This is a genomic window from Mycolicibacterium duvalii, from assembly GCF_010726645.1.
In the GTDB taxonomy this organism is placed as follows: Bacteria; Actinomycetota; Actinomycetes; order Mycobacteriales; family Mycobacteriaceae; genus Mycobacterium; species Mycobacterium duvalii.
The window spans coordinates 2,998,245-3,023,303 of the sequence record NZ_AP022563.1; the positions used below are offsets into that span (position 1 = coordinate 2,998,245).

The 25,059-nt window shown below is 60.7% G+C and carries 21 protein-coding genes and 3 pseudogenes; 13 read left to right on the top strand and 11 right to left on the bottom strand.

Features of this window, described 5'->3' with window-relative positions; all coding sequences use genetic code 11:
* Window positions 1-2 precede the first annotated feature (2 nt).
* Window positions 3-245: a helix-turn-helix domain-containing protein gene (locus G6N31_RS27845; protein WP_170310807.1), complete on the top strand. Its 243-nt coding sequence runs from the start codon at window positions 3-5 to the stop codon at window positions 243-245.
* Window positions 223-567, top strand: a pseudogene (locus G6N31_RS27440) (integrase core domain-containing protein); the annotation flags it as partial. The gene G6N31_RS27845 and the pseudogene G6N31_RS27440, both read left to right, overlap by 23 nt.
* Window positions 568-708: 141 nt before the next feature.
* Here the strand turns inward: G6N31_RS27440 and G6N31_RS14110 are convergent.
* A complete protein-coding gene (locus G6N31_RS14110; RefSeq protein ID WP_098003844.1) occupies window positions 709-1,998 on the bottom strand; it encodes an O-antigen ligase family protein in 1,290 nt (429 codons plus the stop codon).
* A gap of 40 nt (window positions 1,999-2,038) precedes the next feature.
* The gene (locus G6N31_RS14115; RefSeq protein ID WP_098003843.1) at window positions 2,039-3,292 is read right to left on the bottom strand and encodes a glycosyltransferase; all 1,254 of its coding nucleotides are present in this window, start codon (window positions 3,290-3,292) and stop codon (window positions 2,039-2,041) included.
* A gap of 336 nt (window positions 3,293-3,628) precedes the next feature.
* On the opposite strand from G6N31_RS14115, the pseudogene G6N31_RS14120 reads away from it, so the two are divergent.
* The 3 genes and pseudogenes from G6N31_RS14120 to G6N31_RS14125 form a co-directional block, all read left to right on the top strand.
* Window positions 3,629-3,833: pseudogene (locus G6N31_RS14120) on the top strand (transposase); the annotation flags it as partial.
* 72 nt (window positions 3,834-3,905) lie between these two features.
* A pseudogene (locus G6N31_RS27850) lies at window positions 3,906-4,123 on the top strand (IS256 family transposase); the annotation flags it as partial.
* Window positions 4,124-4,931: 808 nt separating this feature from the next.
* Entirely contained in the window at window positions 4,932-5,594 is a 663-nt protein-coding gene (locus tag G6N31_RS14125) for a class I SAM-dependent methyltransferase (RefSeq protein ID WP_133117695.1), read from the top strand.
* A gap of 560 nt (window positions 5,595-6,154) precedes the next feature.
* Here G6N31_RS14125 and G6N31_RS14130 read toward each other — a convergent pair.
* Window positions 6,155-6,373, bottom strand: a complete 219-nt coding sequence (locus G6N31_RS14130; protein ID WP_133117694.1) for a hypothetical protein — start codon at window positions 6,371-6,373, stop codon at window positions 6,155-6,157.
* A gap of 632 nt (window positions 6,374-7,005) precedes the next feature.
* On the opposite strand from G6N31_RS14130, the gene gmd reads away from it, so the two are divergent.
* Both gmd and G6N31_RS14140 read left to right on the top strand, forming a co-directional pair.
* Complete coding sequence (gene gmd, locus G6N31_RS14135; RefSeq protein ID WP_098003840.1) at window positions 7,006-8,064, top strand: GDP-mannose 4,6-dehydratase; 1,059 nt, start codon at window positions 7,006-7,008, stop codon at window positions 8,062-8,064.
* Complete coding sequence (locus G6N31_RS14140; protein ID WP_098003867.1) at window positions 8,061-9,038, top strand: GDP-L-fucose synthase family protein; 978 nt, start codon at window positions 8,061-8,063, stop codon at window positions 9,036-9,038. Before gmd ends, G6N31_RS14140 begins: the two co-directional genes overlap by 4 nt.
* Before the next feature lie 508 nt (window positions 9,039-9,546).
* On the opposite strand, the gene G6N31_RS14145 is transcribed toward G6N31_RS14140, so the two are convergent.
* The 5 genes from G6N31_RS14145 to G6N31_RS14165 all read right to left on the bottom strand — a co-directional run bounded on the left by G6N31_RS14145 (window position 9,547) and on the right by G6N31_RS14165 (window position 16,411).
* Window positions 9,547-10,815 carry a UDP-glucose dehydrogenase family protein gene (locus G6N31_RS14145; RefSeq protein WP_234815330.1) on the bottom strand — a complete coding sequence of 423 codons (1,269 nt, stop codon included), beginning with the start codon at window positions 10,813-10,815 and terminating at the stop codon, window positions 9,547-9,549.
* Window positions 10,816-11,172: 357 nt separating this feature from the next.
* Window positions 11,173-12,651, bottom strand: coding sequence for a tyrosine-protein kinase domain-containing protein (locus G6N31_RS14150; RefSeq protein WP_098003866.1), 1,479 nt, complete (start codon window positions 12,649-12,651; stop codon window positions 11,173-11,175).
* Window positions 12,652-12,733: 82 nt separating this feature from the next.
* Entirely contained in the window at window positions 12,734-14,587 is a 1,854-nt protein-coding gene (locus tag G6N31_RS14155) for a DUF4012 domain-containing protein (protein ID WP_165776247.1), read from the bottom strand.
* 104 nt (window positions 14,588-14,691) lie between these two features.
* Window positions 14,692-15,204, bottom strand: a complete 513-nt coding sequence (locus G6N31_RS14160) for a hypothetical protein (RefSeq protein ID WP_133117693.1) — start codon at window positions 15,202-15,204, stop codon at window positions 14,692-14,694.
* A 178-nt stretch (window positions 15,205-15,382) separates the two neighbouring features.
* A complete protein-coding gene (locus G6N31_RS14165; RefSeq protein WP_234815329.1) occupies window positions 15,383-16,411 on the bottom strand; it encodes an endonuclease/exonuclease/phosphatase family protein in 1,029 nt (342 codons plus the stop codon).
* 120 nt (window positions 16,412-16,531) lie between these two features.
* Between G6N31_RS14165 and G6N31_RS14170 the strand changes: the two genes are divergently transcribed.
* Genes G6N31_RS14170 through G6N31_RS14180 form a run of 3 tightly spaced genes read left to right on the top strand, consistent with a single transcriptional unit; the run spans window position 16,532 to window position 19,104 of the window.
* Window positions 16,532-18,157, top strand: a complete 1,626-nt coding sequence (locus G6N31_RS14170; protein ID WP_098003836.1) for an acyl-CoA carboxylase subunit beta — start codon at window positions 16,532-16,534, stop codon at window positions 18,155-18,157.
* Window positions 18,158-18,196: 39 nt separating this feature from the next.
* The gene (locus G6N31_RS14175; protein WP_098003835.1) at window positions 18,197-18,478 is read left to right on the top strand and encodes an acyl-CoA carboxylase subunit epsilon; all 282 of its coding nucleotides are present in this window, start codon (window positions 18,197-18,199) and stop codon (window positions 18,476-18,478) included.
* Entirely contained in the window at window positions 18,478-19,104 is a 627-nt protein-coding gene (locus G6N31_RS14180) for a Maf family protein (protein ID WP_098003834.1), read from the top strand. The genes G6N31_RS14175 and G6N31_RS14180 overlap by 1 nt, the downstream gene beginning before the upstream one ends.
* Before the next feature lie 88 nt (window positions 19,105-19,192).
* On the opposite strand, the gene G6N31_RS14185 is transcribed toward G6N31_RS14180, so the two are convergent.
* A complete protein-coding gene (locus G6N31_RS14185; protein ID WP_098003833.1) occupies window positions 19,193-19,633 on the bottom strand; it encodes a hypothetical protein in 441 nt (146 codons plus the stop codon).
* 242 nt (window positions 19,634-19,875) lie between these two features.
* On the bottom strand, window positions 19,876-20,109 hold the full coding sequence (locus G6N31_RS14190; protein WP_098003832.1) for a hypothetical protein: 234 nt from the start codon (window positions 20,107-20,109) through the stop codon (window positions 19,876-19,878).
* Window positions 20,110-20,656: 547 nt separating this feature from the next.
* Here G6N31_RS14190 and G6N31_RS14195 point away from each other — a divergent pair.
* The 3 genes from G6N31_RS14195 to G6N31_RS14205 are packed head-to-tail and all read left to right on the top strand — an operon-like array spanning window position 20,657 to window position 23,062.
* On the top strand, window positions 20,657-21,757 hold the full coding sequence (locus tag G6N31_RS14195; protein ID WP_234815333.1) for an acyltransferase family protein: 1,101 nt from the start codon (window positions 20,657-20,659) through the stop codon (window positions 21,755-21,757).
* A gap of 10 nt (window positions 21,758-21,767) precedes the next feature.
* Window positions 21,768-22,655: a sulfurtransferase gene (locus G6N31_RS14200; RefSeq protein ID WP_098003831.1), complete on the top strand. Its 888-nt coding sequence runs from the start codon at window positions 21,768-21,770 to the stop codon at window positions 22,653-22,655.
* 2 nt (window positions 22,656-22,657) lie between these two features.
* Window positions 22,658-23,062 carry a SufE family protein gene (locus tag G6N31_RS14205; protein WP_179964340.1) on the top strand — a complete coding sequence of 135 codons (405 nt, stop codon included), beginning with the start codon at window positions 22,658-22,660 and terminating at the stop codon, window positions 23,060-23,062.
* Between the two features lie 20 nt (window positions 23,063-23,082).
* Here G6N31_RS14205 and G6N31_RS14210 read toward each other — a convergent pair whose 3' ends face one another.
* Window positions 23,083-24,846: an SLC13 family permease gene (locus G6N31_RS14210; protein WP_163722178.1), complete on the bottom strand. Its 1,764-nt coding sequence runs from the start codon at window positions 24,844-24,846 to the stop codon at window positions 23,083-23,085.
* Between the last annotated feature and the right edge of the window lie 213 nt (window positions 24,847-25,059).

Consider the following 25,059-nt stretch of genomic DNA (forward strand, 5'->3'; position numbering starts at 1 on the left):
ACGTGGCCTACTTTTCACCGTCGCTTCTGGCGTACTTTTCGACCGTCGTCAACATTCGGCAACTGTTGGTTAATCGGATCCTCAAGGGCGGTCGCAAGCCGGCTCACGTTGCCGCCGAACTCGGGGTGTCGCGGCAATGCGCCTATCGGTGGGTGCGCCGGTTCCTCGACGAAGGTCCGGCCGGACCGCGTGACCGCTCCTCACGGCCGCAGCGAAGAGGTCCGCGGCCGCGGCGTCGGCTATGACTACGTGCACTCAGCAATCCACGACCATTCCCGGCTGGCCTACTGAGAGATCCTGCCCGACGAGAAGGGCCGCACCTGCGCCGGATTTCTCACCCGCGCAGCGGCCTACCTTCACCGCGGCAGGCATCGAGCGCATCGAACGCGTCATGACCGACAACACGTTGGCCTACCGGCGCAGCGCAGACATGCACACGGCAGTGACCCGTTGGGAGCCCGCCAGGTGTTCATCCGTCCCCATTGCGCGTGGCAGAACGGCAAGGCTGAGCGGTTCAACCGCAACCTGCAGACCGAATGGGCCTATCGCCGGATCTTCACCAACAGCCGTCCCTACCCGGCTACGGCCAGAACTGCAGTACGCGGAGGATGGACAACCAGGTGCGGGTGGGGCCAGCCGGAGGTGAGCCATCGAGCGCCATTTGACCAGCATCGTGGCGTCAACTTTATGTACACACAGATGAACGACTCACGACCGCATGGTCAAAGGGTGGTCCATCTCGACCATTGGTTCAGATGTTGATGGGAGCTTATCCGCACGCGAAGCGTCAAGTCTGACCTCAGCCGCGGATAACACAAAGCCCACCAAAATACCCAGCAAGAGGATCTGCTGTCCAGCCAGCGAGTCGCTTGATTGGTTTGAGATGAATATCGCCCCGATCGAAATTAGGAGCGCATACTTTAAGCGGTACTCATAGTTCTGATGCGTCTTACCCTTGAGACCGTACACGAAGGTTACGAGAAATATCACGAGCAGACCGCTCAAGCCGAGCAGGCCGTATGTCATAAAATAGTGCATTTCCAGGTTATGTGCGTGGGGAATCCCCCGTTGCAGTACTAGATACGCCTGTCCACCGCCGATCCCGGTTACAGGATTATCCAATCCATAGTCCATCGCTTCGCGCCATAAACTCATTCGGGCAAGAAATGTTTGCGACTCGGTCGGAGTTTCTATCACCGCGCGAAAAGCCGCTGAATACTTCGGGTTGACTGCTTCCATTGCCCGGAATAAGAAGTCTAGAATGGACGAAAAGAAAGCCAGGGAGACTCCGACGGCGAAGATGCTGAGTACTGACGCCCGCAAACCCGAGCGCATTCGGACTGCGATACACAAACATAGCAAGAGCGCTGCGAGGAAAATATTGAACTTTGAACCTGTGAGAAGAAGCGCTACTAAAGCGTTGGACGCCAGGAGCACCAGGACAGACAGTCTCTTTACGACCAGTAGTACCACAGGAAGAAAGCTCCCAATCCATATGGCATATTGGTTAGGGTGCTGGAAGAATCCCGCGGACCGGTTTCCGATCTCGAGTATCGTCCTTCCGCCTAAAATGGAGGCAAAATAGTCGAGATTCGAGATTAACATCGAAATTGAACCAGCTATTATAAACGTATATACAGATCTAGCTATCAGCCTTGGCCTGTCGGGCGCTCCAACGACGGTAAGTATAAACACAAAGCACAAAACGAACCAAAGAGCCATGCGCAAAGAAGCGCGTACGTCCTCGACGTACATAAGTTGAATTATAGATAGCGTCGCCAGCCAAAGGAATGCAAGTAGCGAGAGGAGCGTTCCCTTGGAGACTTGCAGGCGGTGGGTTCTCGCGACCAAGACAATCGGAGCGAGTGCCGCTAAGCAAAGTTCAGTGAAATTTAGTCGAACAGGCCCTAGCGGAAGCTGGACCGACGGGAACCAAATTGCAGCTACGGACAGCAGAATGAGCAGTTCGCGAACTGGAATTCGCAAAGACTTTTGCATGCAGCATTCCTAAATTATTTCGTATATGGCACGAGGACCACTAGCCTCGCGTGTGCCTGGCTAAGGTTTCCGCGAATATTGACTCGAGCCGTTCGTAAATCTTCGAATCCTCAGCAGTGCCCTTAAAATCGCGCAGACCCGGGAAGAGTCGGTTTCGCTCCTGACACCAAGCCCTCTTTCCCATGTCGACGATGCGCCTAAGGGCCTCGTATAAGGCGTCGGGACAATCTGGGTCATAAACCCATCCAGTTTGGTTGTCAACCACGATTTCCGGTGACCCACCCCGGTCAGTAGCGATGACTGGCACGCCGTAAACAGCCGCTTCGACGAGAACACGGCTCTGTGGCTCGTGCCATCGAGACCCGCTAACTATGACATCTGCTCGCTCATAGACATGATGAGCCGGTACCTGTCCCAAAAACTCGATTGGGTAGTGTGCTGACATCTCTTTGAGCTTGCGCACGTAGTCTTCGCTCCCACGACCCCCGATGACCAGGCGAGCTCTGTTGCCTGGTAGGCGCGCAAACGAGGAGATAATCTCCTCCACACCCTTGGCTTTGGAGAGCGTTCCCAGATAGCCTATCGTGATCGTGTCAGTTTCGCGGCCGTCTAAGTGGGAGATCCGATGAACGGCCCCGGGATGGAATTTTGATGCAGGCGTATTCGTGTTATGCATTGTGTGCCATTTTGCTGCAGCAAACATTTCGTAGGAGACGTAGCGGCGACGAACAAAGTCACTTACTGCGATAACTGTAGCGACATCTTTTGATGCCGGTACAATCCTTTTTGTAAGCAAGCGACATTCAGCGCAGCGCCGGACGCAATTTGAGCCACGTCTGAACATGGTGCCCTTCGCGCATAGCAGACCATAATCGCGAAGGTGCTGTACGACGGGGACATCCATGGCGTGAGCCGCCTGCCAGAGTGCTGGCTGCATACGTGCGGTATTTTGTGCATAGATTAGGTCTGGGTTTTCTCTCTCCAATATTCGCGACACTTCGCGCTCGTCCACTGCGCCGAGTGCCGTTTGGGCATGCCATAGCGCTTTTGTCAACAGGCCTGAATTTGGACGGTCGGGACCTGGTAGATACACGGCATTGAAGGGGATGCGGATTATGCGAATGCCATCGTAAAAAGTCTCGCCTACGGGAGCTATCGAGTCGCCGGGACGTCCGAGCGACAACACTACGACCTCGTGACGTTCCTGCAACTCAAGCGACACCATCCGTGCGGACATTTCGGCCCCGCCCTCACCTTGCGGCGCGAATATTTGGGCTGCAACCATTATCTTCATCGGTCAAGCCGCCTTTCTAGCGCTCGACGGCCGCGACTGAAGCTACATTCGCCGTCGACCTTATGTTCGTGTGGCACACGCAGCCTGACACGATATTACAGATATCCCCCAGGTTTTGGCCTCCCGGGTTTGCCGGAAACCTTAGCGCTAATCTTAACGAAAGGGCCAGAGATTCCGCGGTGCCGACGCGTACACCGGGATTGCAGATTTTGAGCGCAGTCGTGTCCACTACTTGCGCAGAGAACCGCTGGTTGATTGCCGCTGTTCACAGCTACTGGTTCATCGACGGACCAGGGCGCACTTAAGGTGCCCCTGGGCAATTAGAACATACAGGGCGCGATGAAGGTCCGTGAAGGCGGCCGAGTGGCAAACGGGGTCGTGCTGCTAGCCACCGGCGTCAACGGCGACGTGCACCGCGAAGTGTTGGGCGCCCGCGTAGTCACGAGCGAAACCGGCCCAGAGTGGAACGATTCTTGCCGACCTGGTTGCACGCGGACTCGCCGGCGTGCGGCTAATCACCAGCGACGCTCACGCCGGCCTGCACGGCGATCGCGAACGGGCGTGTCAGATGGTTGTGTAACTGGGGCCCTACGAATGCAGCAGTATCGATAACATGACCACCGACGAGCCGATGTCGAGTGCTGACGCCATGGAGGCGTTGAGGTCTGCGGGTGTATTGGACGAGTGTTGGCCAGGATCGACGCAGGCCCGCTGCAGTTGACCGGCGAGGCCGGGTTCCTGCCTGCGATGATCAGAGCGGTCCAAAAGCGCGGGTTGGCTGCTGAGCTGACCGAGTATCTGGGATATGAGAAAGGCAGTCTGGTCGGGAGGAGGGAGCACGCACCAACGGCTGAAAGCAAGCGCTGGGCGCGTTGGCCCTGACCTGCGCCGAACGAATCAACCCTTACCTCTAAAACGGGCCACCTACCAGAAATATCGACAAGCTCGCGCGAACGCTAGGAGGCGACGCCATGCCCCCACTCATCGGGCTAGCCCACCGGATCACGCAGCACTACACCACTTCCCGGGACTTGACCCATGGCACTCGCGCAGCATGGTTACACTGCTGCTCGATGCATTCAGCCAAAGGATCGTAGGCTGTCGATGGATTCGAAGGCAGATGCCACCTTGTTGGGGTTAGCGCTTTTAACATTGCCACCCGCAACCGCAGCCCATCATGCAGCGGCATTGAGCGGGCCGACCACGAAAGCCGCGGTTGACCTCCACGGTTTTGGGGAAAAGTCCCCTCCGCCGGGGGCGGCGTCATCCTTCGGAACGATCGATGACGGATTGGACAAGTGTCACGATCCAAATTTCTGGTGCTCCACTAGGTCGAATTTTCTCGACTGCCAGGAATAAGGGACCAGGGTGGAGGGCCAACGCGATCTTCGACTAAATTGGATGCTTCCTTGACGGCCAACGCCGCCATTAGCGCACGACTCCCGCACCCCGCTGAGATACGACATTAAGCTTCATCTACGAAATCGCTCACTGCGACCAGTTAGCCACCACGAATCGAACCCGAAAGGTGATCAGGTCAATCTGTCAACTATTCGTGCAGCAGGCCCCGCCCCCAACGCGGTAGCTTCCATTGTGCTTATCATACAGTCCGACGGGCCACCTTGGATGGGAGTTTCACATGTTGCCCACTGAAGCCGCATGGATTGGGAATGCACTGCGAGATGTCGATGCAACCGACTTGTCCCCGGTTCTCAATCTTGGTAGTTCTACCGTCAAGTTCAGGACGATTGACCAGCCTCACATACACCGCGAAATTTTTGCGCCGCTAGCTGCGCGCAATATCAGAGTTATTCATTCCGACCTCAAACAACAAGAAGGCGTAGAGATCGCCGGAGACATTTTGGACCCGGCGGTGCAAGCGGAAATTCGAAAACTTGGCGTTCGTTCAGTCATGTGTAACAATATGCTTGAACATGTCACAGATATCGACGGAGTATGCGCTGCGTTGGCCCAGATTTGCCCACCGAATGGATTACTTTTCGTCTCGGTGCCGCATGAGTATCCGTTTCACCCGGATCCCATTGACAACGGGTTTCGCCCCAATCTGGAGGAGCTCGCCCGCGTACTTGGTCCAGGATTCGAATTGCGAAAGGGCCAGGTCGTAAATTGCGGCAATTATAAGGATAAGATTCGACACGGACCCGGTTTACTCCGGCGGGACCTTAAACTCGTCATCGGAGCTAGGGATCCCATCAAGATGAGGATTTTGAGAGAAAACTATAGGTTTTGGACCAGCCAATATAAAATCTCTTGCGCTGTTTTTGCCCGGGGGGGCAAGTAGTCTCGCGGAATGGGTCGAATCATACAAGGCTGGGTTGGCGACCTGCGACGGACCGGCCGGAGAAGCCGAGGCGGCGCCGTCGGCCAAGAGCTGACAATACGTCATGCGGCACCGCATTCACGGGTGATATGCGCACAGGTGGCGCTCGCTGCATGCAGCGAGCGGAATCGACGGGATTTTCATTAAGGTTCCCGAATTACACTCAACTCGCCGAGACCGACGTCACGTCAGCCGGTATCCGCACCTACACATTAAGTCGTTGCGGACAGTCCGAGCAGTACAACGTTAAATGCCTTGGCTAGGAAAGCGCGCTCGGGCGGGCGGTCTATCGTCTGGGAGCCAGTCGGTGAAGGAACGGGACCCTGCCGCTGGACCCAAACGCTCAACGCCGTCGCCATCCAACTCCCCCGACCAACCTCCCACCTTCAAACCCACACAAAACGTCCACGGGAACAACTTGCACAAATATCTTGACAAGCCCGGGAGTCAAAACTCCGGCCGAGCAGGAACGACGTTTCCAGACACCGATTGGCCCGCTACACGACTTCTGGGATTCGGGGTCATAGTGGCCCGAGCTGCACCAGCCGCCACTCCAGCGCGCCCGTCAGGGCGGTTACCGGATCGGTCAACCGGCCGCGGCGCCCGATCCCGGCTCCGTTGGCCCACCACGACTCGTCCGGCACCGTTCCCCGAGAGCAGTTGCCAACCCCGGCCACCAAGCCCATGGTCTGGCGCGAGCGCAGCATCACTGAAGGGATGAACTGAAAAGCACGGGACACGAGCGCGATCTTGGGTGCCGGGAACCACAGATCGCACGCAGTTAGTAACATCGCACGCAGTTACTAACATCGCGGGGATGGTCGAAGGCGGTCGACCGAATCAACAGGGAGACCCTTCGCGCGGATCGCTCGGACCCGCTCTCGGAACCAAACACCCGGCCCGCTCGGCAAGCGCCGTGGCCGGCAAGCCGAGAAACGCCCTCCCGCGGGGCCGCCTCGCTGCTCTCCGAGGGCTTCGAGGGCTTCGTGGACCGCTAGTACATTTGGTGGACCATCGCTGGCCAGCCCCCCGGCTACGATGTCACGCGCGATGCCGTTGGCGGGCGATGGCCAGCTGCGACAAAGCCTCGCTGCGATGAAGATGACAATCAACGGCGCTGTCACACCGTGCACGCTAGCGCGGTCGTTCAAGAAGCAGACTGGTTCACCGCCGCACCATCATCGATCCGGGCCGCAACGGCGCTCAGGCGGCGATAACCGAGCCAGGAAAATGGTCACCTGGACACCCCGATCCATAGGGCTTGGCGACTCCTGCTCGGCAGCGTCGCCCTTGCAGTAATTGGCCGGGTAGTCTTATCGACAACCTCCGAGCGGTTTACCGGTCGGGCATTTACTATGGGGGACGATTCTTTATGGCCAAGCGCGCACTCATCACCGGGATTACGGGACAGGATGGCTCCTACCTGGCGGAGCTACTGCTGAGCAAGGGCTACGAGGTTCACGGGTTGATCCGCCGTGCGTCGACGTTTAATACATCGCGTATCGACCACCTCTATGTTGACCCGCACGCGCCCGATGCGCGGCTTTTCTTGCACTATGCAGATTTAAGCGATGGTGCTCGGCTAGTAACACTTTTGGCAGGACTTGACCCAGACGAGGTGTACAACCTCGCCGCGCAGTCTCACGTGCGTGTGTCATTCGATGAGCCGGAACACACCGCGGACACTACGGGCACCGGAACGATTCGCATGCTCGAGGCGGTACGGCTCTCCGGCATCAAAACTCGCTTCTATCAAGCGTCTTCATCCGAGCTATACGGAGCTACACCGCCGCCGCAGAACGAAGACACCCCGTTCTATCCTCGTTCGCCCTACGCCGCGGCCAAGTTGTACAGCTATTGGATTACCAAGAATTACCGTGAGGCATACGGGATCTTCGCGACCAACGGCATTCTTTTCAACCATGAATCCCCCCGTCGTGGCGAGACATTCGTGACACGCAAGATCACCCGCGCAGTCGCTGCGATCAAAGCTGGCAAGCAAAAGAACCTCTATATGGGCAACCTGGACGCGATCAGGGATTGGGGGTATGCACCTGAGTACGTCGAGGGCATGTGGCGGATGCTGCAGTCAGACGAGCCGGACGACTACGTTCTCGCAACTGGTGTGGGCATTACGGTTCGCGACTTCTTGCGGATCGCCTTCGAGCACGCGGGCCTAGACTGGGAAGAGCACGTTCTGTTCGACGACCGATACCTGCGCCCAACTGAAGTTGACGCTCTAATCGGTGACCCATCGAAGGCTGCTAAGAAGCTCGACTGGGTGCCCACGGTAGATGGCCGCGCACTAGCCCGGCTCATGGTCGATGCCGACATCGAGGCGTTGGAATGTGAAGGGCGACCGTGGATCGACCAAGTCGAGCTCGAGTCGTGGGGAGCACGACTTCGCGGCAGGGGACGGATAGCGCGATGAACGAGGAGGCCAGTTACCTTCCTGTGGAATTGGACCGCGACTCGACCTTCTACGTTGCCGGGCACAGAGGTTTAGTCGGTTCTGCGATCAAGCGCAAACTCGAGTCTGCGGGCTTCCGCAATGTCGTCGGCCGGACGTCGGCAGAACTCGATTTGAGGGACCGCGACGCCGTCTTCAATTACATCCGTGAGCTTCAGCCTCGGTACGTGGTCCTTGCGGCAGCAAGGGTTGGAGGCATCCTCGCCAACAACACCTATCCCGTCGACTTTCTCAGCGACAACATCCGTATCCAGGTCAACGTTTTGGACGCAGCGCGTGAGGCTGAGGTCGAACGGCTGCTCTTCCTCGGGTCTTCGTGCATCTATCCCAAATTCGCCGACCAGCCGATCCACGAGGAGTCCCTTCTCACTGGTCACCTTGAACCGACCAACGATGCGTACGCAATCGCAAAGATCGCCGGAATACTGCATGTCCAGGCTGTGCGGAGACAGTATGGTCTCCCGTGGATTTCGGCGATGCCGACGAACCTGTACGGACCCAACGATAACTTCTCGCCGACGGTCGCGCACGTGCTGCCAGCCCTAATCCGCCGCTATGACGAAGCCGCCGCATCTGGCGCGCCATCGGTCACTAATTGGGGCACCGGCACGCCGAGGCGCGAATTTCTCCACGCCGATGACATGGCCGACGCATGTCTTCACCTGCTAGAACACTACGACGGGCCCGAGCAGGTCAACGTAGGCACGGGAACGGACGTCACTATCCGTGAGGTCGCCGAAACCATCGCCGATGCCATCGGCTACACCGGCGACACTCACTGGGACACCTCCAAGCCCGATGGAACCCCGCAGAAACTACTCGACGTGTCGAAGCTGGCCGCCGCTGGCTGGACCTCGGGAATCACTCTGCGTGATGGCATCGAGCGCACCATCGTCTGGTACCGCAAGCACGCGCACGCTCTCAGGGGCCTTTAGGTTGACCCGCCCCGGAATCTCTGGAGCTCTGATTGTGTCAGCGGACTGTGTGAAGTCGGTTCGGCTCACAAAGCTTGTCGAAGCAGCCGTGTCCGCGTCCAAAACGCGACTGCAAAGGATTTCCGACGCATGAGAAAGCGGGCCTCCTTCGGTGAAGCAACTGTCGTCGGACACCAGCAGCTTCGAGGGAGGCCCGCCGCGCTCGGCGGGAACCACACTCACGGGTGGGGAATTCAGTGAGCGCAACCAGGACCCTTTTGCGCCCGTAGGTGACGCGGGAACGCTGGTGAATTTCGGCGATCATATCCGCCACAATCAGCCGGCGCACTTCCCCATCCCGAACGGGCCGACGCCGGTGATGCTGCAGCCACGACCGCGCCAATCCCTTACTGCGGCGGGCTGACTTAAAAGAACCGATCAACAGAGAGCTGAACTGCGAAACGTATTACGAGCTCTCGCAGAGCGGCCGCACCCCAATATCGCCTACCGGACCAAAAAATGATGAACTCTAACGGTTCAGCTTGCCTCTCCCAAGCGCGTACACCTTCCAACCTGCTTGTGTCCACAGGCTGTGGTCTAGCGCATTTCTGCCATCAACGAGGACCGGACGACGGACGATCTCAGAGAACTCCTTTGGGTCAATGACCCGGTAGTCGCTCCACTCGGTCGCCAGCACTACCAAGTCCGCATCTCGGCACGCATCTTCGATGCTCTCGCAATACGTCAGGGTCGGAAACATCTTCTTTGCGTTCGAAATCGCCTGAGGGTCATGAACTCTCACCGATGCTCCCTTGAGGTGCATCGCCGCTGCGACATTCAGCGCTGGAGAGTCGCGCACGTCGTCACTGTTCGGTTTGAACGCAGCGCCCAGCACGGCAATATGCCTGCCGAGGAAGTCCCCCGAGAACGCGCTTCCAACTAGCGACACTAGACGCTCGCGCCGCCGTAAATTAATCTTGTCGATCTCGCGCAGAAAACTCACTGCATCGGCGGCACCGAGTTCGCCTGCACGGGCGCTGAAAGCCCGAATATCCTTCGGTAGGCACCCACCACCGAACCCTAGGCCGGCGTGGAGGAACCGTGCACCGATTCTTTCGTCGTAACCTAGTGCTCGGCTCAATGTAACAACGTCGGCGCCAGCAACCTCGCAGATCTCCGCCATGGCGTTGATGAAAGAAATCTTTGTGGCAAGAAAGGAGTTCGCAGCTACTTTGACCATCTCGGACGTAGCAAGATCCGTTGTGATGTACGGGATTCCGCCCTCGAGTATCTCGTTGTACACCTCCACGAGAAGCCCTTCTGCCGACTCCGACGTTACCCCGAAGACCAATCGGTCGGGCTTCAAAGTATCCGCGATCGCGGACCCTTCCCTTAGAAACTCCGGATTCCACGCGACTTCGAGCTCGCACACCTTATCGGGCCGAGAAAGCGAATTAGATAACCGCTCAGCGGTTCCCACGGGGACTGTTGACTTGCCGACCACAAGTCCTGGGCGATCGGCGTGCTCGACCACTGCTTGGAAGGCAGCTTCTACGTAGCTTAAATCCGCTGCATCGGCGCCCTGCTGCTGTGGCGTACCTACGCACACAAAGTGAAGTTGCGCGCCTTCTATCGCTTCTTTCGGCGACTCAGTGAATAGGAGTCTCCCGCTAGCGAGCGTCGACTGGAGTAACTCTTGAAAACCAGGCTCGTAGAACGGCGGAATCCCCCTCGCCAACATCGCGAGTTTCGCAGCGTCGATGTCGAAAACTCTTACTTCGTGCCCCACTTGCGCCATGCATGTCGCATGGATCGCGCCCAAATAGCCCGCACCCAATACACTTAGTCGCACGTTGCCCCCTGCCTCGCTGAGGCCTAATAGCCGACGTCACATTATCATTCAAAGCCGAGCGCGAAATTGCCCGGTGATCGATGGCATGCCGCAGCCAGCGATAGGCCCCAGAATGCCCGCTTATCGACACCTTGCGTCACACTCAAGAGGTCTACCCGTTTCTACGGCACTGCAACAAGGACGCCCGACCGCCTTAAACTCGCAAGGATTCGAAGCCTTCGAAAAGCGTGCAGCGTGGGCGACCCGCTATGCCGAATGAATCGGCGCTTACTTCCGCAGCAGGCAGCATGTTTCATAAGACCGTTACTCTGCAGATTTGCGCTTATCGTAGGAGGCGCCCGAACGGTCCACGTCCGAAGTCGCGTTGATTTTGGCCGGGTCAGATCGATCAGATACAGGGGTCTTTCCACGTGAGGAACGCTTAGGCTCAGGAAGACCGTAATAGCTGTAGTCGTAGCTGTAAGACAAACTTCCCCGGGTCGGCATCAACGTGAATACGGCACCCAGTAATGGCGCACCGACACTCTCCAGGCTTCCCACGGCGTGTATAAGTTGCTCCCGCCTTGTATGACCGAAGCGCGCCATTAAAAGTACCCCATCTGCACCTGCCGCTAAGATTGCAGCGTCCGTCACGGCGAGGAGCGGTGCTGAGTCCACAATTACATAGTCAAACCGACCCCGCAATTCATGGAGCAGCTTCCTAGCAGATTGAGAGCCAAGTAATTCGCTGGGATTCGGAGGGACAGCTCCCGACGTAAGGACGGTCAACCCTGCAAATCGCGTCTTCTGCAGGGCCTCGTCCAGTGTAGCTGCACCGCTTAGGACAGTGCTGAAGCCAACCGCGCCAACTAGATCGAGATACTTGTGCGCCGTCGGACGACGCAAATCTCCGTCCACGAGCACTACGTTGTGTTCGGCTTCCGCCAATGCCAAAGCGATGTTTATTGCAGTAGTTGATTTACCTTCACTGGGCATGGAACTGGTCACGACAATCACGCGTGGGGGGTTGTCTACCGAGAGAAATTGGAGATTAGTACGAAGCTTTCGAAATGCCTCTGCTATTCCCGAGTTGTCTGCGTCGAAGGCTATCGCGGGTTGCCTTCGCCGCTCCTTGTCGAGCGGAATACTTCCGACGACTCCGGTGCCTGTTATTTCTTCAAGCGTGCCGCTATCTTTGACGGTGTTGTCCATTAGGTCCCGGAACACTGCCAGGCCAATGCCAAAAACGATGCCTAGAGCCAGGCCAACCGCTATGTTGCGCAAAGTTTTCGGGACGACGGGATCACCCGGGATCGAGGCCCGTTGCTCGACTACGACACGGGAGTCGGGCCTCGCTCCGCTATCCGGCGTTTCAAGCTCTCGCACCATTGCAACAAATTCATCTGACAACGTGTTCGCGATGTCGCGCGCCCGGACCGGTGACTCGTCAAGAACATGAACATCAATAAGAACGGTGTCGGTCTTTGCGCTCGCCGTAACATTCTCTTGCAGTTCCGCTGCGCTCATATTCAAACCGAGCTTGTCGACAGTGCGCTGAGCGAGCGTCTGGCCCATCAGCAATTGTGCGTACGAAACAACGCGCTCTTGCGAGAACCGATTACCTTGGTACGCGTCAGCTAATGATGAACCCGCGGTAGTGGAGACGAACAACCTCGTCGAGGCTTGGTAAAGGGGCGTCGTGAGCACACTAATGGTTACGGCCCCAAGCACTGCAGCAACAAGTGTTACACACACTGTGAGCCACCGAGATCGGAGCAGTTTTACGAAGTCCTGCAGGTTCAAAGCCACCCCTCTACTGCCGTAATAATCCGCGCCCGTGGTGGGTCGCCCAAACGACCTCTGGCGTGCGCCGACACCGGGTCGATTATCCTCTGCACTCAGGCACCAATACCTTTGGCACTACGGTCTCAACGAGCGGTTGAGCAGGTGCTCTTGGCTTACCAGTGGCAGTCGGCTCCGAAAGTTGAAAGCTGACATCGGCGGACTGCCCAGGCGGGATAATGACCTGAACTTCAAAAACTGGGTGGCCGCGCTCCGTATTTAAGATCGCAGGTACACGTTCTCCATTGAGGATGGCACTGGACAACTCGGCACCTTTGGTGGCAAAAAGACGAACGGATGCAATATTTGTGCCCCTCGGCACCTCAATGAGCAATTCAGGAGAAAGGCCAGCTGCAGCAGCTACGTAATCTGGCAGCGGTTCATCTGGCACCGTGTTAGTTAGCTTCACAGTGACCGTGGAGGCTCGAGTTTCGCCTTCACACTCATCCGCAGCATATTCGATCTGTGTTCTCAAGTAATAGTCCAGCTTGTTCCCGCCGAGATTATTGATGACAACTGCAGCGTAGGGTGATTCGTCGCCCGGAAGCGCGTGGGCCAGCGGGGTCTGTTCCAGGAGTTCCTGCTCTTCTGGTACAGAACTCCAAACAGCGATACGCCGTTCATTGACAGCCTGCCCAAGAGCATCGAGCAGTTGACGGGGCGATCGCACGGGTCCCGTCATCTTCTTTACGACCGCATTCGCAATGTCCTGCAAGTACTGTTTGCGCGCAACTTGATCTTCCGGGAATCGGAGATAAGCGGTCGATTCGGTCAGCTCGACGACATTCTCGCGTGAAATCACCTCGCCATCTGACATAGTCACCGGCCCGACCGCACCGAGAATGTAGCTCAACGCGACCGGGTCGATGGCGATCACTCCGTCCACGTCCTGGCCAGTCTGTTCGGCCCACATGGTTTTCCATATCTGCGCTGCATACGGAAAGTGTGGACTCAGGTTGCTATTGCGAAAATCCGTGAAGGGTTGTGCGTACGCATACTGCTGGTCAAATTCCACCCCGAGGTCGATTGGCCCCACCGCATCGCGCAGCTCTGTATTCGGAGCCAAGGTGTCGACTGAAGGCACCCCGTCGTCGAAGCGGAGTATTCCGTAACCGCCGAGCAGTCCGCCCGTTCCGCGTGCTTCAGCGTTGGTTTGGAAAGCCATGAAGTAAGAGCGGGGGCCGTCAGCGCCCATCATCGAAGGTACCAAACGCGCGGCCAGCGCCGCGTTTTCGATCAACGATGTGACGGCGGAAATCTGATTCTGCAATTGCGAACGCGCATTGCGCAACAGCGTCACGTACCGCGGATTGGTTATCGCGCCGGCCTCGCCGTTGAGCCGCTTTGCATTGGCCGAAAGCTCGGACAGCATAGATTCTTGGCTGCGAAGTAGTTCGACGTCTACGCGTCCGTCGCTGTACAGACGATTTGGCGAGATAGCAAGGCCCACATCGGCCGCCGGGCGTAGGACATCTGACGCGAGACCGAGGACCACATCCGTCACCTGCTGCCCGGCCTCAAACGGACTGCCCAACCACGGTATGCCAGCGGCGATGTTCCATGCAAAGGAGTGGGTGGCGTCGCGAGCCGACTGTGCGCGGGCAAGTGCGTCGTCGGCTGAGGCCGACGCTGCTTCCGTATTGCCTTCTATCAGCGCGTCTTTGGCGGCCTGGGCCTTGCTGCGCGCTTGGTCGAGATCAGACTTAGCCTGAAAGGCGCCTACGGCTACCCAGCCGGCCAATGCGAGGAGGACAACGACCAACAATGTTGCGCCCCAGATGAACTGACGTCGGTGCACATAAGTGGACAGCCATCGGTGATCCTCATCAGCAACCCCGGTGCTGCCGCCTTGATCGTCGGGATCTTGATCCGAATGGCGTCGCGGAAGAAATCGCACTCAGCTTTTCCTCAGGCATGGCTGAAGCCTGTATGTCACTTGGAGCGACATACAGGCTTCGGCACTATGAATGGATAAAACTACGTCCAGCGCCCCACCAACTCTCAGCAGGGACCGGCGGTCACCGTTCCATATGGACCAACCTGTAGCCCGGTACCATTCCGGCACGCGCTGAACGAAATGTCACCGTATGCATTGCGACGCTCCTCGAGACGAACAGCAGCCGCCGCGGCCCACCGACCGAAGAAGGTATCAGGATGCAGGGTGGCGTATGCACGGAGGCGCTGTGCCCTGCTGTCGAGGACGAACGAGCGGAACCGAATCTGCGAAGCAACGAACTGCAGCGAGGCGACCTGCCCGAAGTATAGAAGATCTCCTGGCGCCTGCGGCAATTCACCGACCACCTGGCTGACCGGTGCAGCAGGAACCTGCACAGTCGGGGCGGCATTCGCGACAACCGGTGCAAGAGCGGTCGTCGCAGCGATCGCTGCGGCAGCCGCGGTCACCTGAAATTTTGTTGCAATGGCATTCATTTGTGTCCCCCCATAAAGGTTCGATCCCTCTGTGTTGCTGGAAGCTTCCCAGACCACATGCAGGCTGTCAACCAGAATCGCCAAACCCGCCCGCAGAATTTTGCACCCCGCTAAGCGCCCTTCACCTGCGGATCCATAGCAGTGGTGAGTCAACAACTTAACGCGTCAGCGGGGGCGGCAATCCGCACAGAACTCAAAGAAGTCCGCGGCGATTGTGGGTTTGCTTCTAGCGCAGGGAATTGCGGTTTACGCAGCCTGAAGCCTACGTGAGCGGTACCACAATCGTGGCTAGCAGTGCGCGATGATCGGTGCGCGGCATCTCTACTGCGCGGATAGACCTCGCATACGCATTGCGAGCCAGTATGTGGTCGATCGTGACGAGGGGCGGAATCCGGCGAGCCGATGGAAATGTCGGCGACCACCCAGAGCCCGTCTGGGAAGTCGCATTACGGTACCCGTCGCCGAGGAGGTCCCGGAACTGACGCATATCAGGGGTGCTGTTGAAATCGCCAGCCAGGACGACTGGTGCGGCCCCGGCCTTTTCCGCGAGATTCCTCATCCTTTCGTTGACCGCGGTGATGCCTGACCGCCACTCGTCGAACGCCTTCCCGTAGAAGGTCAGCGGGTTCATCACATGCACGGCCGCCACGAGCACGCCCTCTGGCAGGCCTGGCACGGCGGCACGAGCGGCAACCATGCTTCCACCGTTGAGCGGCGTGATGCTGTCGAGTGGGTACCGGCTCCAGATTCCGATTCCGCCCGCGTCGGGAGCGGGAACGAGTAGCGAATAGGGAAAAACGTCACGCGTACCTGAGGCGTAAAACTGACGGACCCAACTGGGAGTCAGTTCCGACAACGCGAGCACATCGGCGCCGTGGCGAGCCAATTCGACAACCGACGGCACATCGGCCCGACCTTTGCGCAAATTCACCGACAGGACCCGGATATTCACACCCTCAGTTAACGACGAGCCCTGGCGCCCGTAGTACCAATTCAGCTGAACGCCAGCACTGATGGCCACCACAACCACTGCGACGAGCGACAACACAACCCTGTGCCGCAGCACGGCAACCACGAGCACGGACAGCGCAGCCAGCACGGCATACGGCGCGCTCACCGCGATGAGCAGCGAGATGTTGTTGGTCAACGGCAGCGTCCGCAGTACTAGGGTGAGCAAGGTGTAGCCAAGTGTGAACACCGCAAGTGCGGTTCGTAACCGGCCGGGCCGCGCGCGGCGCCTGCGAGTAATAAACCTGTCCTCCCCTAGCGCGCCGACGGTCACCACGGTCACCGCAGATTACCAACACGAGAGGCCACAGCACTGGCCCCCCATGTCGGAGCACGAGCACTTCTTAAGGGACTAGTAAGGGCCGGTCGCGACGGCCAGAGGCGCCGCCGTTAGCATCGACGCATGACCAGCGTGACTGAGCCCGCCGCCGAGCACGACATCGACATCCACACCACCGCCGGGAAACTGGCCGACCTGCGCAAGCGCGCCGAGGAGGCCCAGCACCCGGTCGGTGAGGCCGCCGTGGAGAAGGTGCACGCCAAAGGCAAGCTCACCGCCCGCGAGCGCATCCTCGCGCTGCTCGACGAGGACTCGTTCGTCGAGCTCGACGCGCTGGCCAAGCACCGCAGCAAGAACTTCGGGCTGGAGAAGAACCGGCCCACCGGCGACGGCGTGGTCACCGGGTACGGCACCATCGACGGCCGCGATGTCTGCGTGTTCAGCCAGGACGCGACCGTGTTCGGCGGCAGCCTCGGCGAGGTCTACGGCGAGAAGATCGTCAAGGTCCAAGAGCTGGCCATCAAGACCGGCCGCCCGCTGATCGGCATCAACGACGGCGCCGGCGCCCGCATCCAGGAAGGCGTGGTCTCCCTCGGCTTGTACAGCCGGATCTTCCACAACAACATCAAGGCCTCCGGGGTGATCCCGCAGATCTCACTGATCATGGGTGCGGCCGCCGGCGGGCACGTGTACTCCCCCGCGCTGACCGACTTCGTCATCATGGTCGACCAGACCTCCCAGATGTTCATCACCGGCCCCGACGTGATCAAGACCGTCACCGGTGAGGACGTCACCATGGAGGAACTCGGCGGCGCCCACACCCACATGTCGAAATCGGGCACCGTGCACTACGTCGCCTCCGGTGAGCAGGACGCCCTGGACTACGTGCGCGACCTGCTGAGCTACCTGCCGCCCAACAACTACGCCGAGCCGCCGCGCTACCCGGCCCCGCAGCCCGGCCCGATCGAGGAGAACCTCACCGACGAGGATCTCGAGCTCGACACGCTGATCCCGGACTCGCCGAACCAGCCCTACGACATGCACGAGGTCATCACCCGCATCCTCGACGACGACGAATTCCTGGAGATCCAGGCCGGCTACGCGGGCAACATCATCGTCGGGTTCGGCCGCATCGACGGCCGCCCGGTCGGCATCGTGGCCAACCAACCCACCCAGTTCGCCGGCTGCCTGGACATCGATGCGTCGGAAAAAGCCGCCCGCTTCGTGCGGACCTGCGACTGCTTCAACGTCCCCATCGTGATGCTCGTTGACGTGCCGGGCTTCCTGCCGGGCACCGACCAGGAATACAACGGCATCATCCGGCGCGGCGCCAAGCTGCTCTACGCCTACGGCGAGGCCACGGTCGCCAAGGTCACCGTGATCACCCGCAAGGCCTACGGCGGCGCGTACTGCGTGATGGGGTCCAAGGACATGGGCTGCGACGTCAACGTGGCGTGGCCGACCGCGCAGATCGCCGTGATGGGCGCCTCCGGCGCGGTGGGTTTCGTCTACCGCAAGGAACTCAAGGAAGCCGCGCAGAACGGCGAGGACGTCGACGCCCTGCGTCTGCAGCTGCAGCAGCAGTACGAGGACACCCTGGTCAACCCCTACATCGCCGCCGAGCGCGGCTACGTCGACGCGGTCATCCCGCCCTCGCATACCCGCGGCTACATCGGCACCGCGTTGCGGCTGCTCGAGCGCAAGGTCACCCAGACCCCGCCGAAGAAGCACGGCAACATCCCGCTGTAGATCCGGCCGTCACCGCCTGCCAGACAAGGACTTTCGCTGATGAACCATGACGCCGACATCGTCGAGGTCTCCGACCCGCGGGACATGACCATCGACGACCCGCCGCCGCCGGAACCGCACTTCCAGGTGGTCAAGGGCAACCCGTCGGTCGAGGAGATCGCCGCGCTCGTGGCCGTGCTCGGATCCGCCGGCGGCGCCGCCCCTTACGATCCCGGTCCGCAGGAACTCAACATGTGGGGCCACCCCGTCGACAAGCTGCGCTACTCCCCGACCAGCTGGCAGCGCGTCACGTTGTGGGAACGCATGCACATGCGGCACTGATGACCCGAGTTGTTCTCGGGTCGGCGTCGGCCGGCCGGCTGCGGGTCCTGCAACAGGCCGGCATCGATCCTCTCGTCGTCGTCTCCGACGTCGACGAGGAGGCGATCATCGACGCGATGGACCCGGACACTCCGCCCGAAGCCGTGGTAGCCAAGCTCGCGAACGCGAAGGCGGTCGACGTCGCGGCGAAACTTTCGGCTGACGTGACCGCCGACTGCGTCGTCTTGGGCTGCGACACCATGCTTTATCTCGACGGCCAGCTACGCGGGAAGCCCGGCACCGCGGACGCGGCACTTCACCAGTGGCGCGCAATGGCGGGCTCTACCGGACATCTGCTCACTGGACATGCGCTACTGCGCATCTCGTCCGGTGTCATCACCCATACCGGCAGCGAAACGGGCAGCACGACAATGCATTTCGCCAAGCCGACTGTCGATGAGCTCGCAGCCTACGTCGTCAGTGGGGAGCCGGTCCACGTGGCCGGCGCGTTCACGCTGGACGGGCTCGGCGGCTGGTTCATCGATCGCATCAGCGGTGACCCCTCTAACGTCATCGGTATCAGCCTGCCGCTCGTGCGCAGCATGCTCGCCGCGGCCGAACTGTCCGTAGCTGACCTCTGGCCCTGAAATCTTCTTCACGCATAAGTGAAGCCTGCCCGTCGCGACTGACGACGAGCAGGCTTCACTTATGAAGCTTCCGGGGGTTAGACGACCACTAGGTGGTGCTGGTGACGCAGCTACGGGTCACCGTTCCGTACGGCCCGACCTGGATGCCGCTGTCACCTCGGCAGGCGCTGAACGACAGCTGGCCGTACGCTGCGCGACGCTCGAGCGTGCGCTGCGCGGCCGCGGCAGCCCACTCGCCGAAGGCGGTGCCGGGGTACCGGTCTGCGTAGGCCTGCAGACGCTCGGCCCGGCTCTCCAGAATGAAGGAACGAAAGCGAATGTTAGCGGCGGCAATCTGCAGCGAAATCACCCGCGAGTAGAAGAGCAGATCGCCCGGCGCCTCCGAGACACCGCCGGCGACCTGCTGCACCGGCGCTGCAGGAGCTTGGACCGCAGGCGCTGCGTGGGCCGCGCCCGGAGCGAAGGCCGCGCCCGCTGCGATCGCCGCAGCGGCGGCGGTCACCTGGAGTTTGGTCTTGATGGCATTCATTTAGTTCCCCCCAAAAGGTTCAGCATCCTGAGTTTCTGCTGAGAAGCCTCTCAGCTAACTGGTCACATGTCAATCGGAACACAGCATGCCAATCCGAATCTTGGGATCGGTTGCCAACAAGAGTTCACTGAAATGTCGTCTCAGCTCGACGAATTACCAGTCCTCGGGATCGAAGCAGCCCGCAACCAATCGGACCAACATCCGAAATTCTCTCATCTAAAGTGCAAACCCCGTTGGACAACTCAACGGCAGGTCGCGTCGGCTGCCCGCTTGACCGCGAAGATCACTTGCTTGGTTTTCGGATTGATCCGACCGTTCCGACTGGGCGAGGTGGCACACACCGTCCAGTTAGTCAGGTTGATGACCTCGCGCGGGCCCTTGGTGTCCTGAAAGACGAAGTTGAGTTCCGCTGGTGCGGCGACCTCGGCTACGTCCTTGACCGCCCTTTGCAGGATCATTCCGCGCACGTCCGGCATGCGCCAAGTCGGGCTATTCTGGGCGCTTGTCGGACCGGCGAAGCCGATCGAACCGCCGGCTAGCAGAGCCGCCGTCACCACGGACGCCAGCAACGTCTTGCTAATCGTCTCAACCTCTCCTAAGTAACCGCCGATGCGCTTTTACGATAGCCCATTGGCCCTCGTCGGCGTGACCAGTTCGCAAAGGTAACGCCACCATAAGCGCACACTTCTCCGCCACATCCAATCCGTTGGCGGGCTGGATGTAGCGCCCCCGGTGTCAGGTTGCCCTTTGTTCCAAATGCGCGACAATGGCGAAGAGCTTTTAGTTTCCAAGTAATCAGCGGGGGGCTGCACAGTGATAACTGCGCTGGGTCGATACCGGGATTGTTCGATTCGACGACGGAGCCGTGCACAAACAGCAAACTATCGTCTTGATATCCTTGGTTTGCGGAGTGTTGCTGTCCTGGCGGTGTTCGCCTATGACCTCTAGGGCTGGCCGCGGGGCGGATTCATCGGCATCGACATCTTCCTGGTCGTTGCCGGGTTCTTCGCCACGCGCACGCTGCTGACCACCGCGGCTGCCGACGGATCGGGCTTTCTCCTGCGGTTCTACGCTGAGCGGGCCCGGCGCATCATTCCCGCCGCGTCGCTGGTCCTGATCGGCACGCTTGCTGCATCCGAGCTGCTGTTCCCCGACGCACGAGCCGACCAGGTCGGAATCGACGCGGCCTTCGCGTTCCTGTTCCTGGCCAACTGGCACTTCGCCGACCAGGCGGCGAACGCCTCGGCGGCGACCGACCTGTCGCCGCTGCTGCACTACTGGCCGTTGTCGATCGAGGAACAGTTCCTGTTTTTCTGGCCGTTGATCATCCTGGCCATCACCGTGATCGCGGTCCGTTGGCAGTGGCGCGAGGAACGCTTCACCGTCGCTATGGCGATTGTCATCGGCGGTGTTACCGCGGCTTCGCTGGTGTGGGCTTTCCACCTGAGCAGCGTCTCCCCCACTTGGGCGTATTTCGGCACCTTTACCCGTCTGTGGGAGCTTGGCGCCGGCGCCCTGCTGGCCACCCCCGTCGGCGTCCTATCCCGGACGCCCGATTGGCTCCGGCCGCTGCTCTCGTGGATCGGCGTGGGGGCCCTGGCCGCAAGCGCTTCCCTGATCGGCGACGCCACCGCGTTCCCGGCGCCGTGGGCGCTGCTGCCCGTCGCGGGCACACTGCTGGTCATCGCCGCCGGCGTCGGCCGTGAGCCTGCCTTTCAGCCGCTGTTGCGCAACCGCGCCCTCACCTACGTCGGCAACATCTCCTACTCGCTGTACTTGGTGCACTGGCCCGTCATCGTGCTCCTCGCGGCGGTGATGTCGGCGAGCGTCTACTACGACGCCGCCGTGCTGGCGCTGGCGTTCGGCCTCGCGATCGCGCTGCACCACTTCGTCGACACCCCGGTGCGCTATGCGAGCGTCGCGGCCGTCCGGCAGGCCCGCCGAGATTTCAAGCACCGCCTGTTCCACGTCGAGTTCGCCACCAAGGTCGCCGGAGTGGCCGCGCTGCTGCTCATCACCGCCAGCCTGGTCGCCTACGCCGCCCGCCCCGACGCCTACAAAGCCGCCCCGCAGCCGGTCTGCTGCGGGCCGACACACGCGGGCACGCCATCACCGCAGCGGTAGGCTGAATCACGTGCCGCTACCGCCTGATCCCAGCCCCGCCCTGCAGTCCTACGCCCACCCGGAACGCCTGGTCACCGCCGACTGGCTGTCGGGCAACCTCGGCCGGCCCGGGCTGGCCATCGTCGAATCAGACGAGGACGTGCTGCTCTACGACACCGGCCACATTCCCGGCGCGGTCAAGATCGACTGGCACACCGACCTCAACGACCCGAACGTGCGCGACTACATCACCGGCGAGCAATTCGCCGCGCTGATGGACCGCAAGGGCATCGCGCGTGACGACACCGTCGTCATCTACGGCGACAAGAGCAACTGGTGGGCCGCCTACGCGCTGTGGGTGTTCACGCTGTTCGGCCACCCCGACGTACGGCTGCTCGACGGCGGCCGCAGCCTGTGGATCTCCGACGGCCGCGACACCACCCTCGACGTGCCGACCAAGCAATCCAGCGGCTACCCGGTCGTGGAGCGCGACGACGCCGCCATCCGCGCCTTCAAGGACGACGTGCTGGCGATCCTCGGTGAACAGCCGCTGATCGACGTGCGCTCGCCACAGGAATACACCGGCGAACGCACCCACATGCCCGACTACCCCGAAGAGGGCGCGCTGCGCGGCGGCCACATCCCCACCGCGGTGTCCATCCCGTGGGCCAAAGCCGCCCTGGACAACGGAAAGTTCCGTCCCCGGGCCGAACTCGAGGAGCTCTACGGGTTCATCAAGCCCGACGACAAAACGGTGGTGTATTGCCGCATCGGGGAACGCTCCAGCCACACCTGGTTCGTGCTGACCCACCTGCTCGGGCTGCCCGGCGTGCGCAACTACGACGGCTCCTGGACCGAGTGGGGCAACGCCGTGCGCGTGCCCGTCGCCGTCGGTGAGGAACCCGGCGAGGCGCCGTGAGTATGCCGGGCGCGCTGGCCGACGTGGTCTCCGACTTCCAGGACGTCGACGGCCAGGACAAGCTCGCGCTGCTGCTCGAGTTCGCCGACGAATTGCCGCCGCTGCCCGAGGAGCTCGAAGAGGGGGCGATGGAACCGGTACCGGAGTGCCAGTCTCCGCTTTTCCTGCACGTCGACGCCGCCGACCGCGGGCATGTCCGGCTGTTCTTCAGCGCGCCCGCCGAAGCGCCCACCACGCGCGGATTCGCGGCGATCCTGGCCGCCGGCCTGGACGGCCAGTCCGCCGACGACATCCTGGCCGTGCCCGACGACTTCTACACTGATCTCGGGCTCGCCAAGCTGATCAGCCCGCTGCGGTTACGCGGCATGTCGGCGATGCTGACCCGCATCAAACGCCGCCTGCAGTAGGGCGGTTCCCCGTATAACGCTCAGTGGAACGGGAAGTAAATGGGCACCAGCGCCGGGGTAGCGATCAGGACCAGCAAGGTCAGCGGGACCCCCAACCGAGCGAAATCCGTGTATCGGTAGCCGCCCATCGCCCACACCATCGTGTTGGTCTGATAGCCGATCGGGGTGAGAAAGGACAAACTCGCCCCGAAGATGATCACGACTGCGAACGGCAAGGCGTTCAAGTCCGCCTGCTCCGCGACGGCTACCGCGATCGGGAACATCAGCGCAGCCGCAGCAAGGTTGGAAATCACCTCCGTCACGACCATGGTGGCGGCCAGCACGGCAGCCAACAGTGCGAAACTGCCCAACGGCGCTGCCGCGGTCACGACCAGGTTGGCCAGCGTAGCGGCCAGCCCACTCTCGTCCACTGCGAGACCCAGAGCGAAACTCGTTGCCATCAGCAGCAGGACATTGACGTTGACGAAACGGCGCGCGTCGTTCATCGTCACCACCTTCGTGACGATGAGCCCGAACGCGATGACCAGCGAGGCTTTTAGCAGATCCACCAACCCGGTGCCCGCCAACACAATCAGAGCGGCGACACTCAGTTCGACCACTCTGGTGTGTTCGCGCCGCAGCGGCCGGTCCTGGTTCAGCGGTGCTACCACCGCGAAGTCGCGGTGCTGGCGGTACTTCTGCAGGAAGTCCGGCCCGGCTAACACGAGCAAGACGTCTCCGGCACGAAGACGAACGTCGCCGAGCTTGCCGGAAAGCTTCTGGCTGGCGCGATGAATTGCCACCACCGCAGACCCGTATCGGCTGCGGAAGCCGGCTGCCTTCAGACTCGAGCCGACGAGCGGCGAGCCGGCGCCGATGACCGCCTCGACGAATTGCCGTTGTGGATTTCGAGCCAGGTCATCGAAGTGGCGTGCCTCGGCTGAGGTCAATCCCGTCATATTCTGCAGATCGAGCACTCGCGCAATATTGCCGACGAACACCAACCTGTCGCCCACCGCCAAAGGTTCGTCCGGACCGACCGCTGCGATGACCCGCTCCGCGCGCTCGACTTCCACGAGGAACACTCCGTCGAGGTTGCGCAAACCGGCCTCGGCGACCGTCGCGCCGGCGAGAGGGCTGTTGGCAGCGATCGTCATCTCGACGGTGAACTCCCGCTCGGTCCCCGCGAGGGCTTCGCCTGGCGTGGTGCGGTCTTTGAGCAGGCGGGGGCCCAACAGCACCATCAGGACCACGCAGCCGATCGTCAATGGGAGTCCGATCCCGATGATCGAAAAGATCCCGAGTCGGCCCAAGCCAGCGGAGTCGATCAGATCGTTGACGAACAAGTTGACCGACGTGCCGATCATGGTCATCGAACCGCCCAGGATGACGGCGTAACTCAACGGCATCAGGTACAGCGACGGCGAGCGGCCCGTGCGGCGGCACCAACGAACCACCCGCGGAGCGAGCATAGCCACCAACGGGGTGTTCGCGATGAACGCCGACACCCCGGCTGATGGACCGCACACCCGGAGCAGCTCGGCACGCGGTTTGTTGCGGTCGGCGCCACCGAGGAGTTTCGACGTCACGCCCTCGAACGCACCGGTGATGTCAGCCGCTCCCGCCAGCACATATAGGGCGGCGACGATCGCCAGGGACTCATTCGCGACGCCCGCCAACAGCTGTCCGGCATCGATAACCCCCGAGACGTACAAGGCCAGGACCGCACCGCCCATCACCAACGATGGGTTAAAACGGTCGAGGACTAGCACGACGACGGTGACGGCGACGACGGCCAGCGTCACCCATGCGTCAACGGTCACACTCCCCCTATATGCCGGGCCGCCAACGAGTAGTGGAGTCGATCGCACTGCTCGGGCATCACCGTACCCGCTGCAAATCTGACTGCGCGTGCTCAATGCACCCGATGCAACCTCGGGCTGACCACGCTGATCAGTCCGCTGACCCGCATCAAACGCCGCCTGCAGTAACGGGGCCGGACGTCGCAGCGAATTAGT

Coding starts and splice junctions, on each gene's coding strand:
- G6N31_RS14125 (WP_133117695.1), top strand. CDS start 4,932: ATGTTGCCCACTGAAGCCGCATGGATTGGGAATGCACTGCGAGATGTC.
- G6N31_RS14140 (WP_098003867.1), top strand. CDS start 8,061: ATGAACGAGGAGGCCAGTTACCTTCCTGTGGAATTGGACCGCGACTCG.
- G6N31_RS14190 (WP_098003832.1), bottom strand. CDS start 20,109: ATGCCGGACGTGCGCGGAATGATCCTGCAAAGGGCGGTCAAGGACGTA.
- G6N31_RS14185 (WP_098003833.1), bottom strand. CDS start 19,633: ATGAATGCCATCAAGACCAAACTCCAGGTGACCGCCGCCGCTGCGGCG.
- G6N31_RS14115 (WP_098003843.1), bottom strand. CDS start 3,292: ATGAAGATAATGGTTGCAGCCCAAATATTCGCGCCGCAAGGTGAGGGC.
- G6N31_RS14170 (WP_098003836.1), top strand. CDS start 16,532: ATGACCAGCGTGACTGAGCCCGCCGCCGAGCACGACATCGACATCCAC.
- G6N31_RS14205 (WP_179964340.1), top strand. CDS start 22,658: ATGCCGGGCGCGCTGGCCGACGTGGTCTCCGACTTCCAGGACGTCGAC.
- gmd (WP_098003840.1), top strand. CDS start 7,006: ATGGCCAAGCGCGCACTCATCACCGGGATTACGGGACAGGATGGCTCC.
- G6N31_RS14175 (WP_098003835.1), top strand. CDS start 18,197: ATGAACCATGACGCCGACATCGTCGAGGTCTCCGACCCGCGGGACATG.
- G6N31_RS14145 (WP_234815330.1), bottom strand. CDS start 10,815: ATGGCGCAAGTGGGGCACGAAGTAAGAGTTTTCGACATCGACGCTGCG.
- G6N31_RS14110 (WP_098003844.1), bottom strand. CDS start 1,998: ATGCAAAAGTCTTTGCGAATTCCAGTTCGCGAACTGCTCATTCTGCTG.
- G6N31_RS14180 (WP_098003834.1), top strand. CDS start 18,478: ATGACCCGAGTTGTTCTCGGGTCGGCGTCGGCCGGCCGGCTGCGGGTC.